15 protein-coding genes are annotated in these 16,201 nt (G+C 27.4%); 10 read left to right on the forward strand and 5 right to left on the reverse strand.

The features are described 5' to 3' along the window. Positions 1-22: 22 nt before the first annotated feature. On the reverse strand, positions 23-1,276 hold the full coding sequence (gene brnQ, locus BN6774_RS04880) for a branched-chain amino acid transport system II carrier protein (RefSeq protein WP_066896436.1): 1,254 nt from the start codon (positions 1,274-1,276) through the stop codon (positions 23-25). A gap of 183 nt (positions 1,277-1,459) precedes the next feature. On the opposite strand from brnQ, the gene BN6774_RS04885 reads away from it, so the two are divergent. Together BN6774_RS04885 and galU are read left to right on the forward strand one after the other, a co-directional pair. Beyond that, the gene (locus BN6774_RS04885) at positions 1,460-2,350 is read left to right on the forward strand and encodes a UDP-3-O-(3-hydroxymyristoyl)glucosamine N-acyltransferase (protein ID WP_066890647.1); all 891 of its coding nucleotides are present in this window, start codon (positions 1,460-1,462) and stop codon (positions 2,348-2,350) included. Positions 2,351-2,433: 83 nt separating this feature from the next. Continuing rightward, on the forward strand, positions 2,434-3,303 hold the full coding sequence (gene galU, locus BN6774_RS04890; protein ID WP_066890650.1) for a UTP--glucose-1-phosphate uridylyltransferase GalU: 870 nt from the start codon (positions 2,434-2,436) through the stop codon (positions 3,301-3,303). A 78-nt stretch (positions 3,304-3,381) separates the two neighbouring features. On the opposite strand, the gene BN6774_RS04895 is transcribed toward galU, so the two are convergent. Then, the gene (locus tag BN6774_RS04895) at positions 3,382-4,590 is read right to left on the reverse strand and encodes an O-antigen ligase family protein (RefSeq protein ID WP_066890653.1); all 1,209 of its coding nucleotides are present in this window, start codon (positions 4,588-4,590) and stop codon (positions 3,382-3,384) included. Between the two features lie 65 nt (positions 4,591-4,655). After that, the gene (gene trpS, locus BN6774_RS04900) at positions 4,656-5,663 is read right to left on the reverse strand and encodes a tryptophan--tRNA ligase (RefSeq protein WP_066890656.1); all 1,008 of its coding nucleotides are present in this window, start codon (positions 5,661-5,663) and stop codon (positions 4,656-4,658) included. A 358-nt stretch (positions 5,664-6,021) separates the two neighbouring features. Here trpS and BN6774_RS04905 point away from each other — a divergent pair, with 358 nt between their 5' ends. From BN6774_RS04905 to BN6774_RS04930, 6 genes are read left to right on the forward strand one after another with little or no spacing between them, the layout of a single operon-like run. Beyond that, positions 6,022-7,041 (forward strand): ABC transporter ATP-binding protein, encoded by a 1,020-nt coding sequence (locus tag BN6774_RS04905; RefSeq protein WP_235829582.1) that lies wholly within the window; start codon positions 6,022-6,024, stop codon positions 7,039-7,041. Positions 7,042-7,043: 2 nt separating this feature from the next. Beyond that, the gene (locus BN6774_RS04910; protein WP_066890661.1) at positions 7,044-8,318 is read left to right on the forward strand and encodes an ABC transporter substrate-binding protein; all 1,275 of its coding nucleotides are present in this window, start codon (positions 7,044-7,046) and stop codon (positions 8,316-8,318) included. Further along, positions 8,311-9,192: a carbohydrate ABC transporter permease gene (locus BN6774_RS04915; protein ID WP_066890664.1), complete on the forward strand. Its 882-nt coding sequence runs from the start codon at positions 8,311-8,313 to the stop codon at positions 9,190-9,192. Before BN6774_RS04910 ends, BN6774_RS04915 begins: the two co-directional genes overlap by 8 nt. After that, positions 9,173-10,012 carry a carbohydrate ABC transporter permease gene (locus BN6774_RS04920; protein WP_235829583.1) on the forward strand — a complete coding sequence of 280 codons (840 nt, stop codon included), beginning with the start codon at positions 9,173-9,175 and terminating at the stop codon, positions 10,010-10,012. The genes BN6774_RS04915 and BN6774_RS04920 overlap by 20 nt, the downstream gene beginning before the upstream one ends. Further along, positions 10,012-10,947: a prenyltransferase gene (locus tag BN6774_RS04925; RefSeq protein WP_066890667.1), complete on the forward strand. Its 936-nt coding sequence runs from the start codon at positions 10,012-10,014 to the stop codon at positions 10,945-10,947. The genes BN6774_RS04920 and BN6774_RS04925 overlap by 1 nt, the downstream gene beginning before the upstream one ends. Positions 10,948-10,998: 51 nt before the next feature. Further along, complete coding sequence (locus BN6774_RS04930; protein WP_066890670.1) at positions 10,999-11,829, forward strand: ABC transporter substrate-binding protein; 831 nt, start codon at positions 10,999-11,001, stop codon at positions 11,827-11,829. 284 nt (positions 11,830-12,113) lie between these two features. Here the strand turns inward: BN6774_RS04930 and BN6774_RS04935 are convergent, their stop codons facing one another. Beyond that, positions 12,114-12,269: a zinc-ribbon domain-containing protein gene (locus tag BN6774_RS04935; RefSeq protein WP_066890674.1), complete on the reverse strand. Its 156-nt coding sequence runs from the start codon at positions 12,267-12,269 to the stop codon at positions 12,114-12,116. A 196-nt stretch (positions 12,270-12,465) separates the two neighbouring features. Beyond that, the gene (locus BN6774_RS04940; protein ID WP_066890676.1) at positions 12,466-13,557 is read right to left on the reverse strand and encodes an endospore germination permease; all 1,092 of its coding nucleotides are present in this window, start codon (positions 13,555-13,557) and stop codon (positions 12,466-12,468) included. A 98-nt stretch (positions 13,558-13,655) separates the two neighbouring features. On the opposite strand from BN6774_RS04940, the gene BN6774_RS04945 reads away from it, so the two are divergent. Next, on the forward strand, positions 13,656-15,065 hold the full coding sequence (locus BN6774_RS04945) for a spore germination protein (RefSeq protein WP_066890680.1): 1,410 nt from the start codon (positions 13,656-13,658) through the stop codon (positions 15,063-15,065). A 2-nt stretch (positions 15,066-15,067) separates the two neighbouring features. Beyond that, on the forward strand, positions 15,068-16,186 hold the full coding sequence (locus BN6774_RS04950) for a Ger(x)C family spore germination protein (RefSeq protein WP_066890683.1): 1,119 nt from the start codon (positions 15,068-15,070) through the stop codon (positions 16,184-16,186). The last annotated feature ends 15 nt before the right edge of the window (positions 16,187-16,201 follow it).

Below are 16,201 nucleotides of genomic sequence, written 5' to 3' on the forward strand. Positions count from 1 at the left end.
GCACCTTTTGTATTTTATATTTTTACTTATAACTTTTACTTAAAAATAGACAACCAATAATTATAGAAATTACTGTTGGAATTAACCATCCAAAGCCTATACTAGCTAGAGGAATAAAGCTTAAATTTACTCCTGGAATTGCAAATATTACTCCAAAAGCTAATGAAGTATATACTCCAATTCTCATAGCTCTAATATTATTTATATATTTAGATAAAATTGTAGTTGCAATAAGAGTAATTGAAACTGGGTATAGTATATTAAGTATAGGCACTGATAATACAATAATTTTATCTACTCCTAAGGTAGCAAGTCCTAAACTAATAATTGAAATTAAAATAGCATTAAATTTAAATGGTAACTTTCCTTTTGAAATCTTATCAAAGAAGTTAGCACCTGCAGTAAGCAATCCAATAGAAGTAGTTAAGCAAGCGAGCCCCATAGCTATTCCAATGATAATAGGACCAGCAGAGCCAAGAATATTTTTAGATATTAATATTAAAAGTCCAGTTTTTCCTATATCTGACGAAGCTAAATTAACTGTTTGAGCTCCAATATAAGTTAATCCGCCATAAACAAAAGCAAGTCCTAAAACTGCAACTAAGCTTGATTTTAAAATCATTTTAGACATATCTTTATTTTCATATCCCTTAGATTTTAAAGACGTTGTTATTATTCCAGCAAATAAAAGAGCAGCTATAGCATCCATAGTTTGATAACCTTCTAATAAAGAGTTTGATAAAACATTTGTGGCATTAGTGTGAGCTATATCTCCAATTGGCATCATTAATCCCTTAACTATTAATATAAATAAAAGTACCATAAGAGCAGGGGTTAAGTATTTGCCTATAGTATCAATAATTGAAGTTTTTCTTAAAACAAAAAATAAGTTAATTAGAAAATATATTGCCATAGCTATAAAAGGTGATATGCTACTGAAAAATGGATTTATTGCTAGTTCATATGTAGTTGCTGCGGTTCTAGGAATTGCAAGCATAGGACCTACTGCAATAAATAATATGGCAGTAAACATTACTGAAAACTTAGGACCGATTTTACTAGATAAAGTTTTAAATGTTCCATCTCCTTTAGAACAAGCAATAATAGCTAATAGTGGTAATCCTACACCGGTTATAATAAAACCTATAATCCCTAATAAGTATTGACTTCCTATGGTGTTTCCTAAGAAGGTAGGGAATATTAAGTTTCCCGCTCCAAAGAACATTGAAAATAGTGCAAAGCCAACTACAAGTGAATCTTTAGTACTTTTCTTAATCATTTTTCCTCCGTAAATTACAAATTATTTATAAACTTTCAATAAAAGCAGATTATTTCTAAAAAAATATTAAATAATACTAAATATATTAACATAATGATTAAAGTCCTTCAAGTAATTATTAGATTTAAAAGTTCTGAAAATATTGGTATAATATATTTAAATTATTTGAGGAGGCTTCTTATGTTATTAAGTGAAGTTACAAATTTAATAGATGGAGTGGAATTGTTAAGAGATATAGAGTTTACTTCTTTAGGTCTTGCTGTTGCAGATTGTGATGAAAAACTACTTACATTTATCGAAAGTGAAAAGTACATAAACAGTTTAAGCAATAATATTATGGGATTAATTACTACGAAAGATATTGGAGAAAAACTAAAAAATAGATATGGAGTTATAATTTCCAAAAATCCTAGAGCTGATTATTTTAAATTACATAATGAGTTATCAAACTTAGAAAGTTATAAAAGAAAAGAGTTTACCACATCAATAGGAAATGAATGTAAGATAAGTAAGTTTGTTTCCATAAGTGATAAGAATGTAATTATAGGTAATAACGTTATAATAGAAGAATTCGTAGTAATCCGTGAAAATACTATAATTGGAGATAATAGTATAATTAGATCAGGGGTCGTATTGGGTGGAGAAGGATATGAGTATAAGAGATTAGATGGGATAATAATGAATGTTAAGCATTGTGGAGGAGTTATTATTGGAAGGAATGTTGAAGTTCAATACAATTCATGTATAGATAAAGCTCTTTATACTTGGGATAATACTATTATAGGTGATTACTCTAAACTTGATAATTTAGTTCATATTGAACACGGGGTTAAAGTAGGCAAGAGATGCCTAATTGCATCTAGAGCTACTTTTGGAGGTAGAACTGTTATAGGTGATGATTCATGGATAGGGCTTGGAGCTATAATTTCTAATGGACTTATATTAGGTAATAAGGTTAGTATAAGTCTAGGTTCTGTTGTTACTAAAAATTTAAATGACGGAGAAAAGGTATCTGGAAATTTTGCCATAAATCATGATAGGTTCATAGAGCATATAAAGAAAATTAGATAAATTGTTTTATTTAAATTAATATGTTAAAATTACAATTGGATATATTATGTAAAAAGATATTTGTATGGGAGTGAGGGATAGATATGAAAGTAAGAAAAGCTATTATACCAGCAGCGGGACTTGGAACTAGATTTTTACCTGCAACTAAAGCACAGCCAAAGGAAATGCTTCCAATAGTTGATAAGCCTACAATTCAATATATTATTGAAGAAGCCGTTGCATCAGGCATAGAAGAAATATTAATAATTACAGGAAGAAATAAGAAATGTATAGAAGACCATTTTGATAAATCGGTTGAATTAGAAATGGAGCTTCAAAAGAGTAACAAGGAAGATTTACTGGAAATGGTAAGAGGAATATCTGATATGGTAGATATTCACTATATAAGACAAAAAGAACCAAAGGGATTAGGTCATGCAATATCATGTGCAAGAGCCTTTGTTGGTAATGAACCTTTTGCTGTTTTACTAGGAGATGACGTAGTTGATTCAGAAGTCCCATGCTTAAAGCAATTAATGGATTGCTACAAAGAGTATAAAACAACTATATTAGGAGTTCAAACTGTAGCAAAAGAAGACGTGAATAAATATGGAATTGTAGATGGAATTCATATTGAAGATAGAGTTTATAAAGTTAAAAAATTAGTTGAAAAACCAGCTGTTGAAGAGTCACCAAGTAATGTAGCTATTTTGGGCAGATATATAATAACTCCTCAGATATTTGATATATTACAAAATACTAAGCCAGGTAAGGGTGGAGAAATTCAACTTACAGATGCATTACAAACTCTAATTGAAAATGAAGCTATGTATGCATATAACTTTGAAGGAAGAAGATATGATGTTGGGGATAAACTTGGTTTCTTACAAGCTACAGTGGAATTTGCATTGAAGAGAGATGAGCTTAGAGAACCATTTATTCAGTATTTAACAAATAGAGATTGGAAAAAATAAAAAAAGTTATACATTTTGAATTGCTCCCTGCCTACTTGACAGGGGGCATATAATTTTGAAAGTGTATATCTTTTTTATTTATGAATTATTATTTATTAGCCTAGGAATAGATATTAAAATAAATAATGTTAATATTACTTTTAATGAAGAATAATAACAATCTATAAGGTTCATAAATTGAAAACAAATAAATGAAATTGCTATTCCTATTAGTATAGTTTTTATATTATTATTCTTAGAACAGTTAATATATTTATATAATGTTAATAGAGTAATAATAATAAATAATATAAAGAAAAATGATCCTAAAATACCTAATTCACTTTGAAACTTTAAAAAAATATTATGAGGATGTAGGGCCTTATAACTTCCATGAACCATAAGATCAGGATTATGATAAATGTAGTTAGGATATTTTACGGCAAAGTTATCATATCCAACTCCAAAATAAGGATTATCTTTAATCATAAGCACAGCAGATTTCCAAATTTTAAATCGGCTACTATTTTGATCAGGATTAAATATATCCATTATTCTATAACGACTTTGAGGGATAATAAATAATATTACAGGAAGAAGTATTGAAAATATTAAAACTCTTTTATCGTATATTATTGCAACTAATAATGCGCCTAAGAATAACATTATCAAAGCATTTCTTGATTGAGATAAAATAATATTTACACTTAATATAATGAGAGAGAAAAATAATAGTAATTTTTTTCTCTTATTTTTTTCGCTTAGAAATAATAGTAATACTATAAAAATTGATAAAATAGTATAGGCACCAAGATTATTAGGATTTTCTAAAAATGATGCAATTCTATGTTCCTCATTAAGCTTTATATGTGAAAAATTTAAACTTATTAATTGAATAATACTTACTATCCCAGATAAAGTAGCAATACCTATAAATGATGTCATAACTAAATTGATTGAATCTTTTACTTTAAGTTTGTATGCTATTGAGTAATAGATAAATATATACATAGTAAATCTAATACTGCCTGTTAAAGCTATTCTTTTATCTTCAGCTATTAAAGTAGAAAAATACATAACTATGTTTAGCAAGAATAAGGATAAAAATATTTTGTCCTTTATTAATAAGCGTAAATTTATATTAAAGTTTTTCCTTTCATCTTTAAAGAATATAAATCCTATTATTTGGATAAGTGCTAATAAATATAAAATTAAATCTGAATTTATAGAACCATAACTAGGCAATATTGGGTATAGAACTATAAATAATAAAATTAGAAGATTTAATATTCCTTTATATAACTTCATAATATAACCTCATTTTTCATAATATAATAAATAAAGAACTCCTAACTTAATAGGAGTTTAAAATTTTACCTTGGAATAAATCCAATTTTCTTTTGCATTTTTCTTAATGTCTTCATTGAAACATAGCTAGCCTTTTCAGCACCAAGCTTATAAATTTCTTCAAGAGTTTTCTTATCCTTAAGAATTTCATTTACTTTATTTTGAACTGGCTCCAATTCTGAAATTATAGCATCAGCTACATCCTTCTTTAAGTCAGCATAGCCTTTATCCTTATAGTATTCAACTAGTTCTTCAGATGTAGATCCATTAATTGCAATTAATATGTCTAGCAAATTCTTAACGCCTGGTTGTTCATAAGTATAGTTAATAACTCCAAGGCTATCAGTAACTGCACGAGATACCTTTTTTCTGATTACTTCAGGTGGATCCATTATTAAGATATAACTATTTGGATTATCATCTGACTTAGACATTTTCTTTGTAGGCTCTTGTAAGCTCATAACCTTTGCCCCTACCTTTGGAATATAAGGATCAGGAATTTTAAAGGTTGGGCTATATGCGTTATTAAATCTATTAGCAATATCTCTAGCTAATTCTAAATGTTGTTTTTGATCTTGACCAACAGGAACTAAATCTGAATTATATAAAAGTATATCAGCTGCCATTAAGACTGGATAAGTAAATAACCCAGCACCTATGGAGTCCCCATATTTTTGAGATTTATCTTTGTATTGTGTCATTCGTCCAAGCTCGCCCATGTAAGTGTTACAAGTTAATAACCAAGCTGCCTCACTATGTGCTGGAACATGGGACTGAATAAATAGTGTATTTTTTTCAGGAACAATTCCAGATGCTATATATATTGCAAGAACTTCTAAAGTTCTTTGTCTTAAATCCTTTGGTTCTTGTTTAACAGTAATTGCATGTAAATCAACTACACAAAAATAACAATCAAATTCATCTTGTAGCTTTACCCAATTCTTTATAGCTCCAAGATAATTTCCTAATGTTAATTGACCAGAAGGTTGAATACCACTAAAAATAACCTTCTTTTTATCTGTATTATTTTCCAATTAAAGCACTCCTTTCATTTGTGCATAATAATAACCATAACGTTTAACTATATAATTAATTATAGATATGGCAAGAGACTGTGTCAATAAATTAAAAATTATTGAAATAACTCAGCGAGCTGAGTTGTAAAAACTTATAAACACAATAGGTGTTTATTCATTAATTATGCATTATCTATTATTTATTATTTTACGAAGTAAAATATATAATTGTTATTGATTTATCAAAGTAAAAAGATATATACTATTGTAGGAATTATATTATTTAGATTTATTGATTTATATGGGGGTGATTTAAATTAGTTATATAGAGTTTAATAACATATCTAAAAAGTATAAGAATGCTGAAAAATATGCTTTGAAGGATATAAGTTTTAATATTGAAAACGGTGAGTTTATAGTTATATTAGGACCTAGTGGAAGTGGAAAATCAACTCTTTTGGATTTAATATGTGGATTTGAAGATATCACAGAAGGCGAAATAAAAATAGATAATAAAATAATTAACAATATAGAACCTAAAAATAGAAATGTTTCTATGGTGTTTCAAAATTATGCTTTATATCCTCATTTAACGGCATATGAAAATATTGCTTTTGGAATGAAGATAAGAAAAGAAAACAAAAAGGATATAGATGAAAAGGTAAAGTGGGCAGCTAAGATATTAAAGCTTGAAGATTGTTTAAAGTCTAAGCCTAAAAATTTATCAGGAGGACAAAGGCAAAGAATAGCATTAGCTAGAGCTATGGTTAGAAATCCTAAATGCTTTTTAATGGATGAACCATTGTCTAACTTAGATGCCAAGCTTAGAAATTCTACTTCAAATGAAATTAGAAATTTACATAATGAATTGAAAGCTACAACAATATATGTTACCCATGATCAAGTTGAGGCCTTGTCTATGGCAGATAAAATAGTAATATTAAATAATGGAGAAATTCAGCAAATAGGAACTCCCTTTGAAATATATAATAACCCGAGTAATATTTTTGTTGCGACTTTTATTGGAAGACCTCAAATAAATTTATTTGAGGTAAGTATTGATGATAATAATATTTTATTATCTGAAGCAATTAAATTTAATAAACCCCGAGAATTTAATAATTTAGATAAAGGAAAATATATAATTGGATTAAGATCAGAGGATACTATTAAGGTAGATAATAATGCTGAAAATTCAATTGAAGTAAGTGTAGAAAAAATTGAGTATCTTGGAAGTGAAACAATTTTTTATCTTGTAAATAATAAATTAAAGTTTACTTTAAAGGATTATGGAGTAAATAACTTAAAAGTAGGGGATAAAATTAATATTAGTTTTAAATTTGATAAGGCTAATATTTTTGATATATTAACAAAACAAAATATAAGGAGTAAATAAAAATGAAAGCAAAAAAAATAATCGTAACTTTAATGATGTTGCCAATGCTTATGGTTGGTTGTAAAAGTAATGATAAAAAGCAAAGTGAAGAAATTGGAGGTACTATAAAGGTTGTTACTTCCAGAACTGATGCTGATGAATTATTTGAAAAAATAGAAGAAGATTTTAAAAAGCTTTATCCAAATGTTGAAGATATAGTATGGGAATCATCTTCTGATTATGATAAGTACATAATGACTAGAATGAATACTAAGGATTATGGAGATGTTTTATTTGTACCATTTACAATGAATGGAACTCCTGAAGAGTATGAAAATTATTTTGAGCCTTTAGGTAGTGTTGATGAGCTTAAAGACAAATATATTGATGTTACAGAAGCAGATTATAACGATGTGGTATATGGATTACCAGCAGTTTTAAATAGCTTAGGAATTATTTATAATGAAGAAGTTTTAAAGAAGGCTGGAGTAGAAGAAATGCCAACTTCTACAGAAGAATTTATAGAAGCATGTAAGAAAATAAAAGAAAATACTGATGCTATTCCTTTCTATACAAATTATAATAAAACTTTAGGAACTTGGGGTGGAACATTAACTTCTTATGGTGGAGAAAAATATAGATCAGCAATGTTAGAGGCTGGAACTGCATTTAAAGAAGGTCAACCAATACGTGAAATAATGGACTTATTTTATGAATTATCTTCAAATGGACTTACAGAACCAGATCCTATAACAGGGGACTTTGCTAAGTCATTACAAATGCTAGCAGATGGAGAAGTTGCTATGATAATGAAGGGTTCTCAAGATGCAAAAATGATTCAAGAACTTAGTACAAATGGAAATAAGATAAATATTGCTTCATTACCAGTTAAATTTAATGGGCAAACAAGTATTGCTTTTGGAGCACCATCAGTAATTGGAATAAACAAAAATAGTGAAAATAAAGCAACAGCTAAAGCATTTTTAGAATTCTTTATTTCAGCTCAAAGCGGTTATGCAGATGATTTAGGAGGAATTTCTCCAAACAAGGAAGATTTAAATGCTGAACAAAAAGAAATTTTTGAAAAGAATAATATAGTAATGACATCAGCTACAGAAACTCCAGAAATTGATGCTAAGTATTCTGCAATTGCTAATGAAGTAGGAGTTGGAAGATTAACAGATGTACTTCAAAAGGTTATTAATATAGGTTTATATCCAAATCAAAATGAAAGTTATACTGATTATGTAAATTCACTAGAAGCCAAATGGGAAGCAGCAGCAAAGGCAAATGAATAATGTAAATTTAATAAAAAAAGAAAGACAAATTATTTTTCTCTTTCTTTTTTTTCCTATTTTATTATTATTTTTATTTGGATTTTTACCTATAATTGAAATAGTTATATATAGTTTTACATCCTGGAATGGTATATCAAAAACTAAGGAGTTTATTGGTTTTGACAATTATATAAGAGTTTTAACAGATAAAGCTTATTTGCAGGTATTTAAAAATAGCTTATATTATTTTTTATCTGGAATGCTACAAATAATAGTAGCTATGTTTTTTGCTATTATGTTATCATTTAAAGTTAAATTTAAAAGCTTTTTCAAAGCTAGCTTTGTTTTTCCCACTCTTATAAGTGGAGTAGCTATATCAATGATGTTTAGAGTTTTTTTTGAACCTGGTGGAACCTTTGATGCTGCACTTGGAACTTTAGGTCTTGGAGAATTTGTTCATTATTGGCTGGGAGATCCGAGGATTGTAAATTATACTTTAGCCAGTATATCTCTATGGAGATTTACAGGACGAAGCTTTATTATGTATTTTGGAGCAATTCAATCTATACCAAGGGAATATATAAAAGCTGCAGAAATAGAAGGTGCTTCTGTAATGCAAAAGGTTAGATATGTGATATTACCTAATATACATACAATAATTAAGATAAATTTTATTTTACTTATTATAGGAGCTATATCTGTTTTTGAAATACCTATGATAATGACTAATGGATCTAATGGAACTAGCACCTTTTTACTTCAAACTATTAAAACTGCCTTTGAGCAAAAGAAAATAGGACTTGCAGCTAGTATGGCAGTAATAATTTCCATAGTAATTATATTGGCAACAATTATTCAGAAGAAGGTATATAGTAATGATGAAGATGAGTATTAAGTCTATAATAGCAAAAATATTAAAATATACAGCCTTAATAGGATGGACAATAGTAGTATTTTTACCTTTAATAACTGTTATTTTTGGATCTTTTAAAACCTATGATGAGTTTACAAGAACAAGTGGAATTACTCCACCAAATAGCTTTACCTATTTTGAAAATTATATAAAAGCATTTGTAAATGGAAAAATGCTGATTGGGTTCATTAATACATTTATACTTATATTTTTTGGTGCAATAGGAAGTGTTATTATAGGTTCTATGGTAGCCTTTGTTATAAGTAGATTTCAATTTAAGTTTAAAAAAATGATTTTATTCATGTACTTACTTGTGTCGATAGTACCTATGGAAATGTCCCAGGTTGCAACTTTTAAAATAATTGATTCACTAGGTATATATAATACTAGGCTTGCACCAATAATAATTTATTTAGGTGCAGATGTATTAATGGTTTATATTTACATACAGGCTTTAGAGAAGGTTCCAAGAGATTTAGATAAAGCAGCAATGCTAGAAGGAGCAGGATATTTCCAAATATATAGAAAAGTTATATTTCCTTTACTTAAACCTGCAACAGCAACAGCTATTATGCTTAAAATAATTTCAATATACAATGATTTTTATGTGCCATTTTTATATATGCCAGGAGAAGGTTTAAATACTATCTCAACTAGTTTATTTAGCTTCATAGGACCCTCTTCTACAGAATGGCAAGTAATTTGTGCTGGAATTGTAATAAGTATGATACCTATGATTTTATTTTTTATATTTTTACAGAAGCATATTTATCAGGGAATAACATCAGGGAGTATAAGATAATGAAGAATAACTTTTTTAGACGTATTTATACAGTAATGGAACTTAGAACAGGATTTGCAACAGGATTACCAGCATTAAGTGGAGGGTTATTTGGAGCTTACTTAACAAAAGAACTAAATTTATTACCATTAGTGTTAATGTTTATTTCTGGTTTTAGTTTAAATATAGTGGCCAATATAGCAAATGAAATAAGGGCATTTTTGAAAAATGAGGAAAATGAAGATACTTTTACTGGACATTTAGGCAGTGAAGGTTTAGTTAGAGGCGATGCAAAGTTTTTAGATGCAGTAATAGCATTGGTATTTATGCTAGCCTTAGGTGGAGGAAGTGGACTTTTAATAGTTTTAATAACTAAAAATATAAGCATATTACTTATAGGAATAATAAGTGCTTTAGCTGCAATAACATATTCATTGGGACCAAAGCCATATATTATTTATCCTGTTGGAGAATTGATTTCTGGAATATTTGCAGGTGGTATAAGTAGTTTTGTATCTGCCTATATACAGCAAGGTAAAGTAAGCATAGAAATAGTATTATATGCACTTATATCTATGATAATGACTGTATTTTTAATGTCTACAAATAATACTTCAGACTATGAAAAGGATAAAGGTGTTAGAGTAACTTTACCTCATATTATTGGGTTTAGAAATTCCATTAAAATAATAATACCAGAAGCTATAGTTATGTTAATAGCATGGATAATACTATTTATAATATCTAAGATAAACTTAATAATATTTATATCAGGATTATTAATATTTTATTATTATGGATATGTGAAATGGTATAAGGATTATTATAAAATAAAAGAAGTATATAAGGAGATGGGAAGAGAGTGGGGACCGAGACCGCTACTTCTTATATATAGTTTTCACTTTATAATGTCTCTAGAATTCATAATATGTATAAAAATGCCAACATTTTTATAATGGATAATTGATAATGAATAATGCATTATCAATTATACAGAAGGAGGATATATGGTAAAAATAAATTTAAATTTAATAAAGAAAAATCCACTTAGTTTAACTTCAATAATTGCAGATAAAAAAGGAATATTTAAAAAATATAATATAGATATGAATTTATATTTAGATGAAGACTTTTTATTCAATGGGAATATTGAATTTCTAGAAGGTAGATCAGATGCAATGATGGGAGACACAACTTTCTTTTTTTATATGCTTGAAAAAGGTAAAAGAGCAGTTATAACTTCTAATTTGACAAGAACTATAAATTTAGTGGGAGGTAAAAATTTACCTGAGGATTTAAATGAACTAAGAGTTGGAGTTAATAGAAAGGGATTATTTAGATTATTCTTAGAAAATGATTTAAAGAATTCTATAAGGAATCCTAAAATAGTTTGGATTAATAATACTTATGAGAGAATCCAAGCACTAAATAATGGAGAAATAGATGCATTAGTTGCTATAGAACCTTTTGTATCTAAGGTAGTTAATAATGGAGGGAAAATTATTTGGGATTCAAAAAACAGTGATAAAAATTTAGTTATGTGGTGTTTTGATGAAGATTTTTATAATAATAATGTAGAAGCTGTTAGAAATTTTCATGAAGCATTAAATGAAGCAGCAGAAATTTTTAATAATTCATCTGCTAAAGAGAAAGCTAATTATTTTATTGAGTATTGTGGATTTCCAAAAGATGTAGCAGTAGGGTTTGAAAATTTTACTTTTGAAATCAATGGAGATTATAGAAAAGAAGATTTTGATTTATGTCAGGAATGGATGTATAGAGAAGGTGAAATAAAAAATATATACGATGGAAATTTGTTGATAAAAAAAGTAAAATAAATTTTAAAAACTCCCTAGGGAGTTTTTTCCTTAAATTTAAAAATATCTATTAGCAAAAATAAAATTGATGAAATTATTATTAGGTTTATGGACCAAAATGAAAATTTAAATATTAAAAATATTATTGATATCAAAATTAATAGTGTAAAAGGTATTTTCATTGATTTCATTTTATATATTATCCTCCTTATAATTAACTCCAAAGTATTTTGTCCAGATTTTATAAAAAAATTCATAAAAAGAAAAGACTAACTACTTAAGTAGTTAGTCTTTAAAAACAGAAACTATCTTCTGTTGTTTTGAGCTTTTCTAGCTTTTCTGCATTCAGGACATCTTACAGGATCATTGTCAAATCCTTTTTCTTTGTAGAATTCTTGTTCTCCAACTGTGAAAACAAATTCCTTTCCGCAATCTTTACAAGTTATTTTCTTATCTTCCATTTAAAAATCCTCCTTAAAATTCATAGGGACAAACTGATAATTTCTTCCTTAAGGCAAATTATGAACTTTAAGGGGAGAGATGTATCTAATTTTTCCTAATCATTTAAATATTCATATTAATTATAACATAAAATAGAATTATTGCAATAAAAAAATATGAAAATTATAACATTTGTTTTAAGAAGAATAAAACTTATTATTTTTTAGTTAAGTGTAAATTTTTATTTTTTATTCTAATGTAGTAAACACTATAGACAACAAAAGGAATGATTAAAAATGCAATTAAATTTATGATTTGTATATATTTAAGTATATCATATAAATAATAGTTACTCATACTTAAAAAGTTAGAGATTACAAATGTAATAAAGGTGTAAATACCAATAAAAATAGCTTTATTCTTTAAGTATTTTTCGAATATTATTAATATGCTATAAGTACATAAAACGTATTTTATAAAGAAGCCAACTACTGTTTGAATTATAAAGAATAACTCACCAAACTCTAAAAATCCAGCTACTTCAATTCTTTGGCTTAATACAAATTCAGGATAAAATATATTAGCAGCCCTTAATGGACCAAAAGCAGTAATAACACCTACAAAGGAAACAACTACAAAGGCTACAGTAATTACTGAAGAGTAAAAACTATGCTTACTTAAATGTTCATGTTTATCTATAAACTTTAAAAATGGCATAGCTATCATAAACGTAGAAAAGCCACCTAGAATTAATATACCTGTAATAAAAAAGTTTGATTTTATTCCATTCCCCAAAACAGGAAGTAGATTATTTATATCTTTATAACTTTGGGTTAGGATAAAGAATAATATTCCATTTATTATTAAAGTGAAGACACTTACTAATACAAAAATTAATATAGTACGAAGTTTTTTACTAAATATAAATAAGGATGGAGCTATAAAGAAGATTAAAGCATACCAAACTGGTGTATCAATAAATAAGGTTGTATGAATAACATTAGCATCTACAGCAGCTGCTTCAATAGCATTTACAAATAAAGCTAAAATAAATATTCCCAATAAAATAAAAGCAAATACTTTGGGTAAGGCATTAAAGAAAATTTCATTTATATTAAAGGTATTGGTTACTTTACAAATTTTAATTATATATAATAAAAAACAAATAAAAATACCTCCAGCTAGTAAGGAAGATAGCCAAGTATCTCTTCCCCCTATAGATATAAAGACAGATAAATAAGTTTTTAGAGAAATTATAGATACACCAAGTATAAATAACATAAAATGCTTACTAGATATTTTATTCATATTAAAATCCTTTCTATAATAAATATTCTTTTCTTAGTATTAGCAAAAAAATGAATATTAAACAGTTTTCAAACAAATAATACAATCAGGTGATGTATATGAATAATTTAGAATATATAAAGGAGAAATTAAAAAACTCCTTTGACGTAAAATATAGACCTGTTAAAACTGTAATAGGCAATGCAACTGTAGTATTCATTGATGATTTATGTAATGTAAATATGATAAGTGAATACGTATTACTACCTTTAAGAGGTTTTGGAAAAATTAATCCTAAAAAAGGCAGTATTGATTCAGTAAAGGAAGTAATAGAAAATGTATTAGATATAGGCGCAACAGATATTGCTAAAGATGTAGATGATGCAATAATGCATATATTATCTGGAGATCCTGCAGTTGTCTTCGATGATTATGATGAAATAATATTTGTAGAAACAAAGGGGTTTCCTGTTAGAGGTATTGGAACACCAGAAACAGAGTCTGTACTAAAAGGACCAAGAGAAGGCTTTAATGAATTAATAGTTAATAATGTAGCTTTAATAAGAAGAAGAATTAAAAATCCAGATTTAAAATTTGAAGCTGTAGTAGTTGGAGAGAAATCTCAAACTTCTGTGGCTATATGTTATATTGATAAAATAGCTCCAAGTGAGTTAATAGATAAAATAAAGAATAAAGTAAAAAGTTTGGATTTAAGGTTTATTTTAGATACTAACTATATAGAAGATGCTCTTAAGACTCAAAATAGTTTTTTTGATACGGTAGGATATACAGAAAAGCCAGATGAAGTTTGTGCAAAGTTATTAGAAGGTAGAATTGGAGTAATAGTAGATGGAACACCATTCGTTATTACAGTTCCATATTTCTTTCTAGAGAACTTTCAAATGCCAGATGATTATTATCTTAATAAATACTATACAAATTTTAATAGAATTTTAAGATGGATAGCTTTTTTTATTGCTACTTTAGTACCAGGATTATATGTTGCAATAATAACATATCATTTTTCCATGATACCATCTTTATTTATGTTTAGACTTGCAGTATCAAGAGCTGGAGTACCATTTCCTACTTTTTTTGAGGTTTTGATAATGATGTTAGCTTTTCAGTTTATTAAAGAAGCTGGTCTTAGATTACCACAACCAATAGGCGGAGCAATGAGCATTGTTTCAGCATTGATTCTAGGAGATGCTGCAGTAGGTGCAGGTATAGCTTCTAGAATAACTATAATAGTTGTGGCTTTAAGCACTTTATCTTATTTCTTAATACCTAAACTTTATGGGGCAGTATCCTTTTGGGCATTAATATTGGTTTGTTTTTCAGCTGCATTTGGAATTCCAGGATTTTTATCAGGAGCCTTATTGCTACTAATACAAATAGCAGAGTTAGATTCTGTAGGATATCAATTCCTATTTCCTGTTGGAAGTATAAGTGAGTATAGATTTAAAGATGTAGTATTAAGAGGATCATTAAAAAGAATATCTAAGGATTTCATTAAAAAGGGGAGATGAAAATGAAGTTTAAAGGTTTTTTAAAGGTTTTATCAATAGGAATTCTTCCTTTATTATTAGTAGGATGTTTTAATTATAGAGACATAAATAAAGTTAGCTTTTCTACAAGTATTATTTTTGATACTGATGACTTTGGAAGAGCGGTAGTATATGTAGATTGCGTTAAGCCTTATAGAAGCACTAATGAAAGCTCAGATAAGGGAAAAAGAATAATATATAAGGGATTAGGGAAAACGGCGTTAGAAGCTTTGAGAGATGTTAATTTAGCCTCAAGCTATGAGCTTAACTATTCTCAAAACAGAGCTTACATATTTACAGAAAGAGCAGCAAAAGAAGGAATAAAAAGATATATAGATTTAATTAATAATAATCAAGAATTTCAAATAAAGCCAGATATATTTGTATATTACGGAGAGGTAGATGATCTTTTAAAAGTAACTTCTAGTGATGAAGAATATTTAGGTTTATATCTTGAAGAATTAGTACATAAAAATAAAAGGAATCCAAGAGCTATGAGGGCAAACATTAATGATTATTTAAGTAATTCAATAGAACCTAGTAGTACATATATAGTTGGTAGTATTGAAATTAGAGAAGATGCCTTAGATAAAAAAGTAGAGATAGGTGGAGGCTCTGTTATAAAGGATGGGATTTTAGTAAATAGGATAGATTCTAGAGAAGCGATGAGTTACAATTTATTAATGGATAAAGTAAATAAAGGAACTTTGGAAATTTCTAATCCACAAGATGAAAATGGGTTTATAACTTTAGAAATTTTGGGCAATACTACTAATAGTAGTTTAAAATATGATAATAATGAAATTAAATTAATTAAAGATTTAAAAATAAGAGTAGCTATAGCAGAAATTCAAGGAGAGGCTATAGTTAATAAAGAATTATTAGATTATATAAAAATTGCAAAGGAAAAAGAAGTTGAAAGTTATTTAAAAAGTTCCTTTGAAAAATATAAAGAAGAAGGAATAGATGTCTTTCAAATAGAAAGATTATTAGATGTTAATTATCCAAAAGTTAGTATTGAAAATCCTATAAGCAAAACAGAATTAGAAGTAAATGTAGACATTATCATGGAGGGAACTGGAATAGTAAAAGATAGCTTGTAAATAATTTGATATTAT

The organism is Clostridium nigeriense, from assembly GCF_900086595.1.
In the GTDB taxonomy this organism is placed as follows: domain Bacteria; phylum Bacillota; class Clostridia; order Clostridiales; family Clostridiaceae; genus Clostridium; species Clostridium nigeriense.

Excerpts from the sequence above, each read along its gene's own strand:
- BN6774_RS04885 (WP_066890647.1), top strand. The coding sequence starts at position 1,460 with ATGTTATTAAGTGAAGTTACAAATTTAATAGATGGAGTGGAATTGTTA.
- galU (WP_066890650.1), top strand. The coding sequence starts at position 2,434 with ATGAAAGTAAGAAAAGCTATTATACCAGCAGCGGGACTTGGAACTAGA.
- BN6774_RS04895 (WP_066890653.1), bottom strand. The coding sequence starts at position 4,590 with ATGAAGTTATATAAAGGAATATTAAATCTTCTAATTTTATTATTTATA.
- BN6774_RS04910 (WP_066890661.1), top strand. The coding sequence starts at position 7,044 with ATGAAAGCAAAAAAAATAATCGTAACTTTAATGATGTTGCCAATGCTT.
- BN6774_RS04915 (WP_066890664.1), top strand. The coding sequence starts at position 8,311 with ATGAATAATGTAAATTTAATAAAAAAAGAAAGACAAATTATTTTTCTC.
- BN6774_RS04920 (WP_235829583.1), top strand. The coding sequence starts at position 9,173 with ATGATGAAGATGAGTATTAAGTCTATAATAGCAAAAATATTAAAATAT.
- BN6774_RS04925 (WP_066890667.1), top strand. The coding sequence starts at position 10,012 with ATGAAGAATAACTTTTTTAGACGTATTTATACAGTAATGGAACTTAGA.
- BN6774_RS04930 (WP_066890670.1), top strand. The coding sequence starts at position 10,999 with ATGGTAAAAATAAATTTAAATTTAATAAAGAAAAATCCACTTAGTTTA.
- BN6774_RS04935 (WP_066890674.1), bottom strand. The coding sequence starts at position 12,269 with ATGGAAGATAAGAAAATAACTTGTAAAGATTGCGGAAAGGAATTTGTT.
- BN6774_RS04940 (WP_066890676.1), bottom strand. The coding sequence starts at position 13,557 with ATGAATAAAATATCTAGTAAGCATTTTATGTTATTTATACTTGGTGTA.
- BN6774_RS04945 (WP_066890680.1), top strand. The coding sequence starts at position 13,656 with ATGAATAATTTAGAATATATAAAGGAGAAATTAAAAAACTCCTTTGAC.
- BN6774_RS04950 (WP_066890683.1), top strand. The coding sequence starts at position 15,068 with ATGAAGTTTAAAGGTTTTTTAAAGGTTTTATCAATAGGAATTCTTCCT.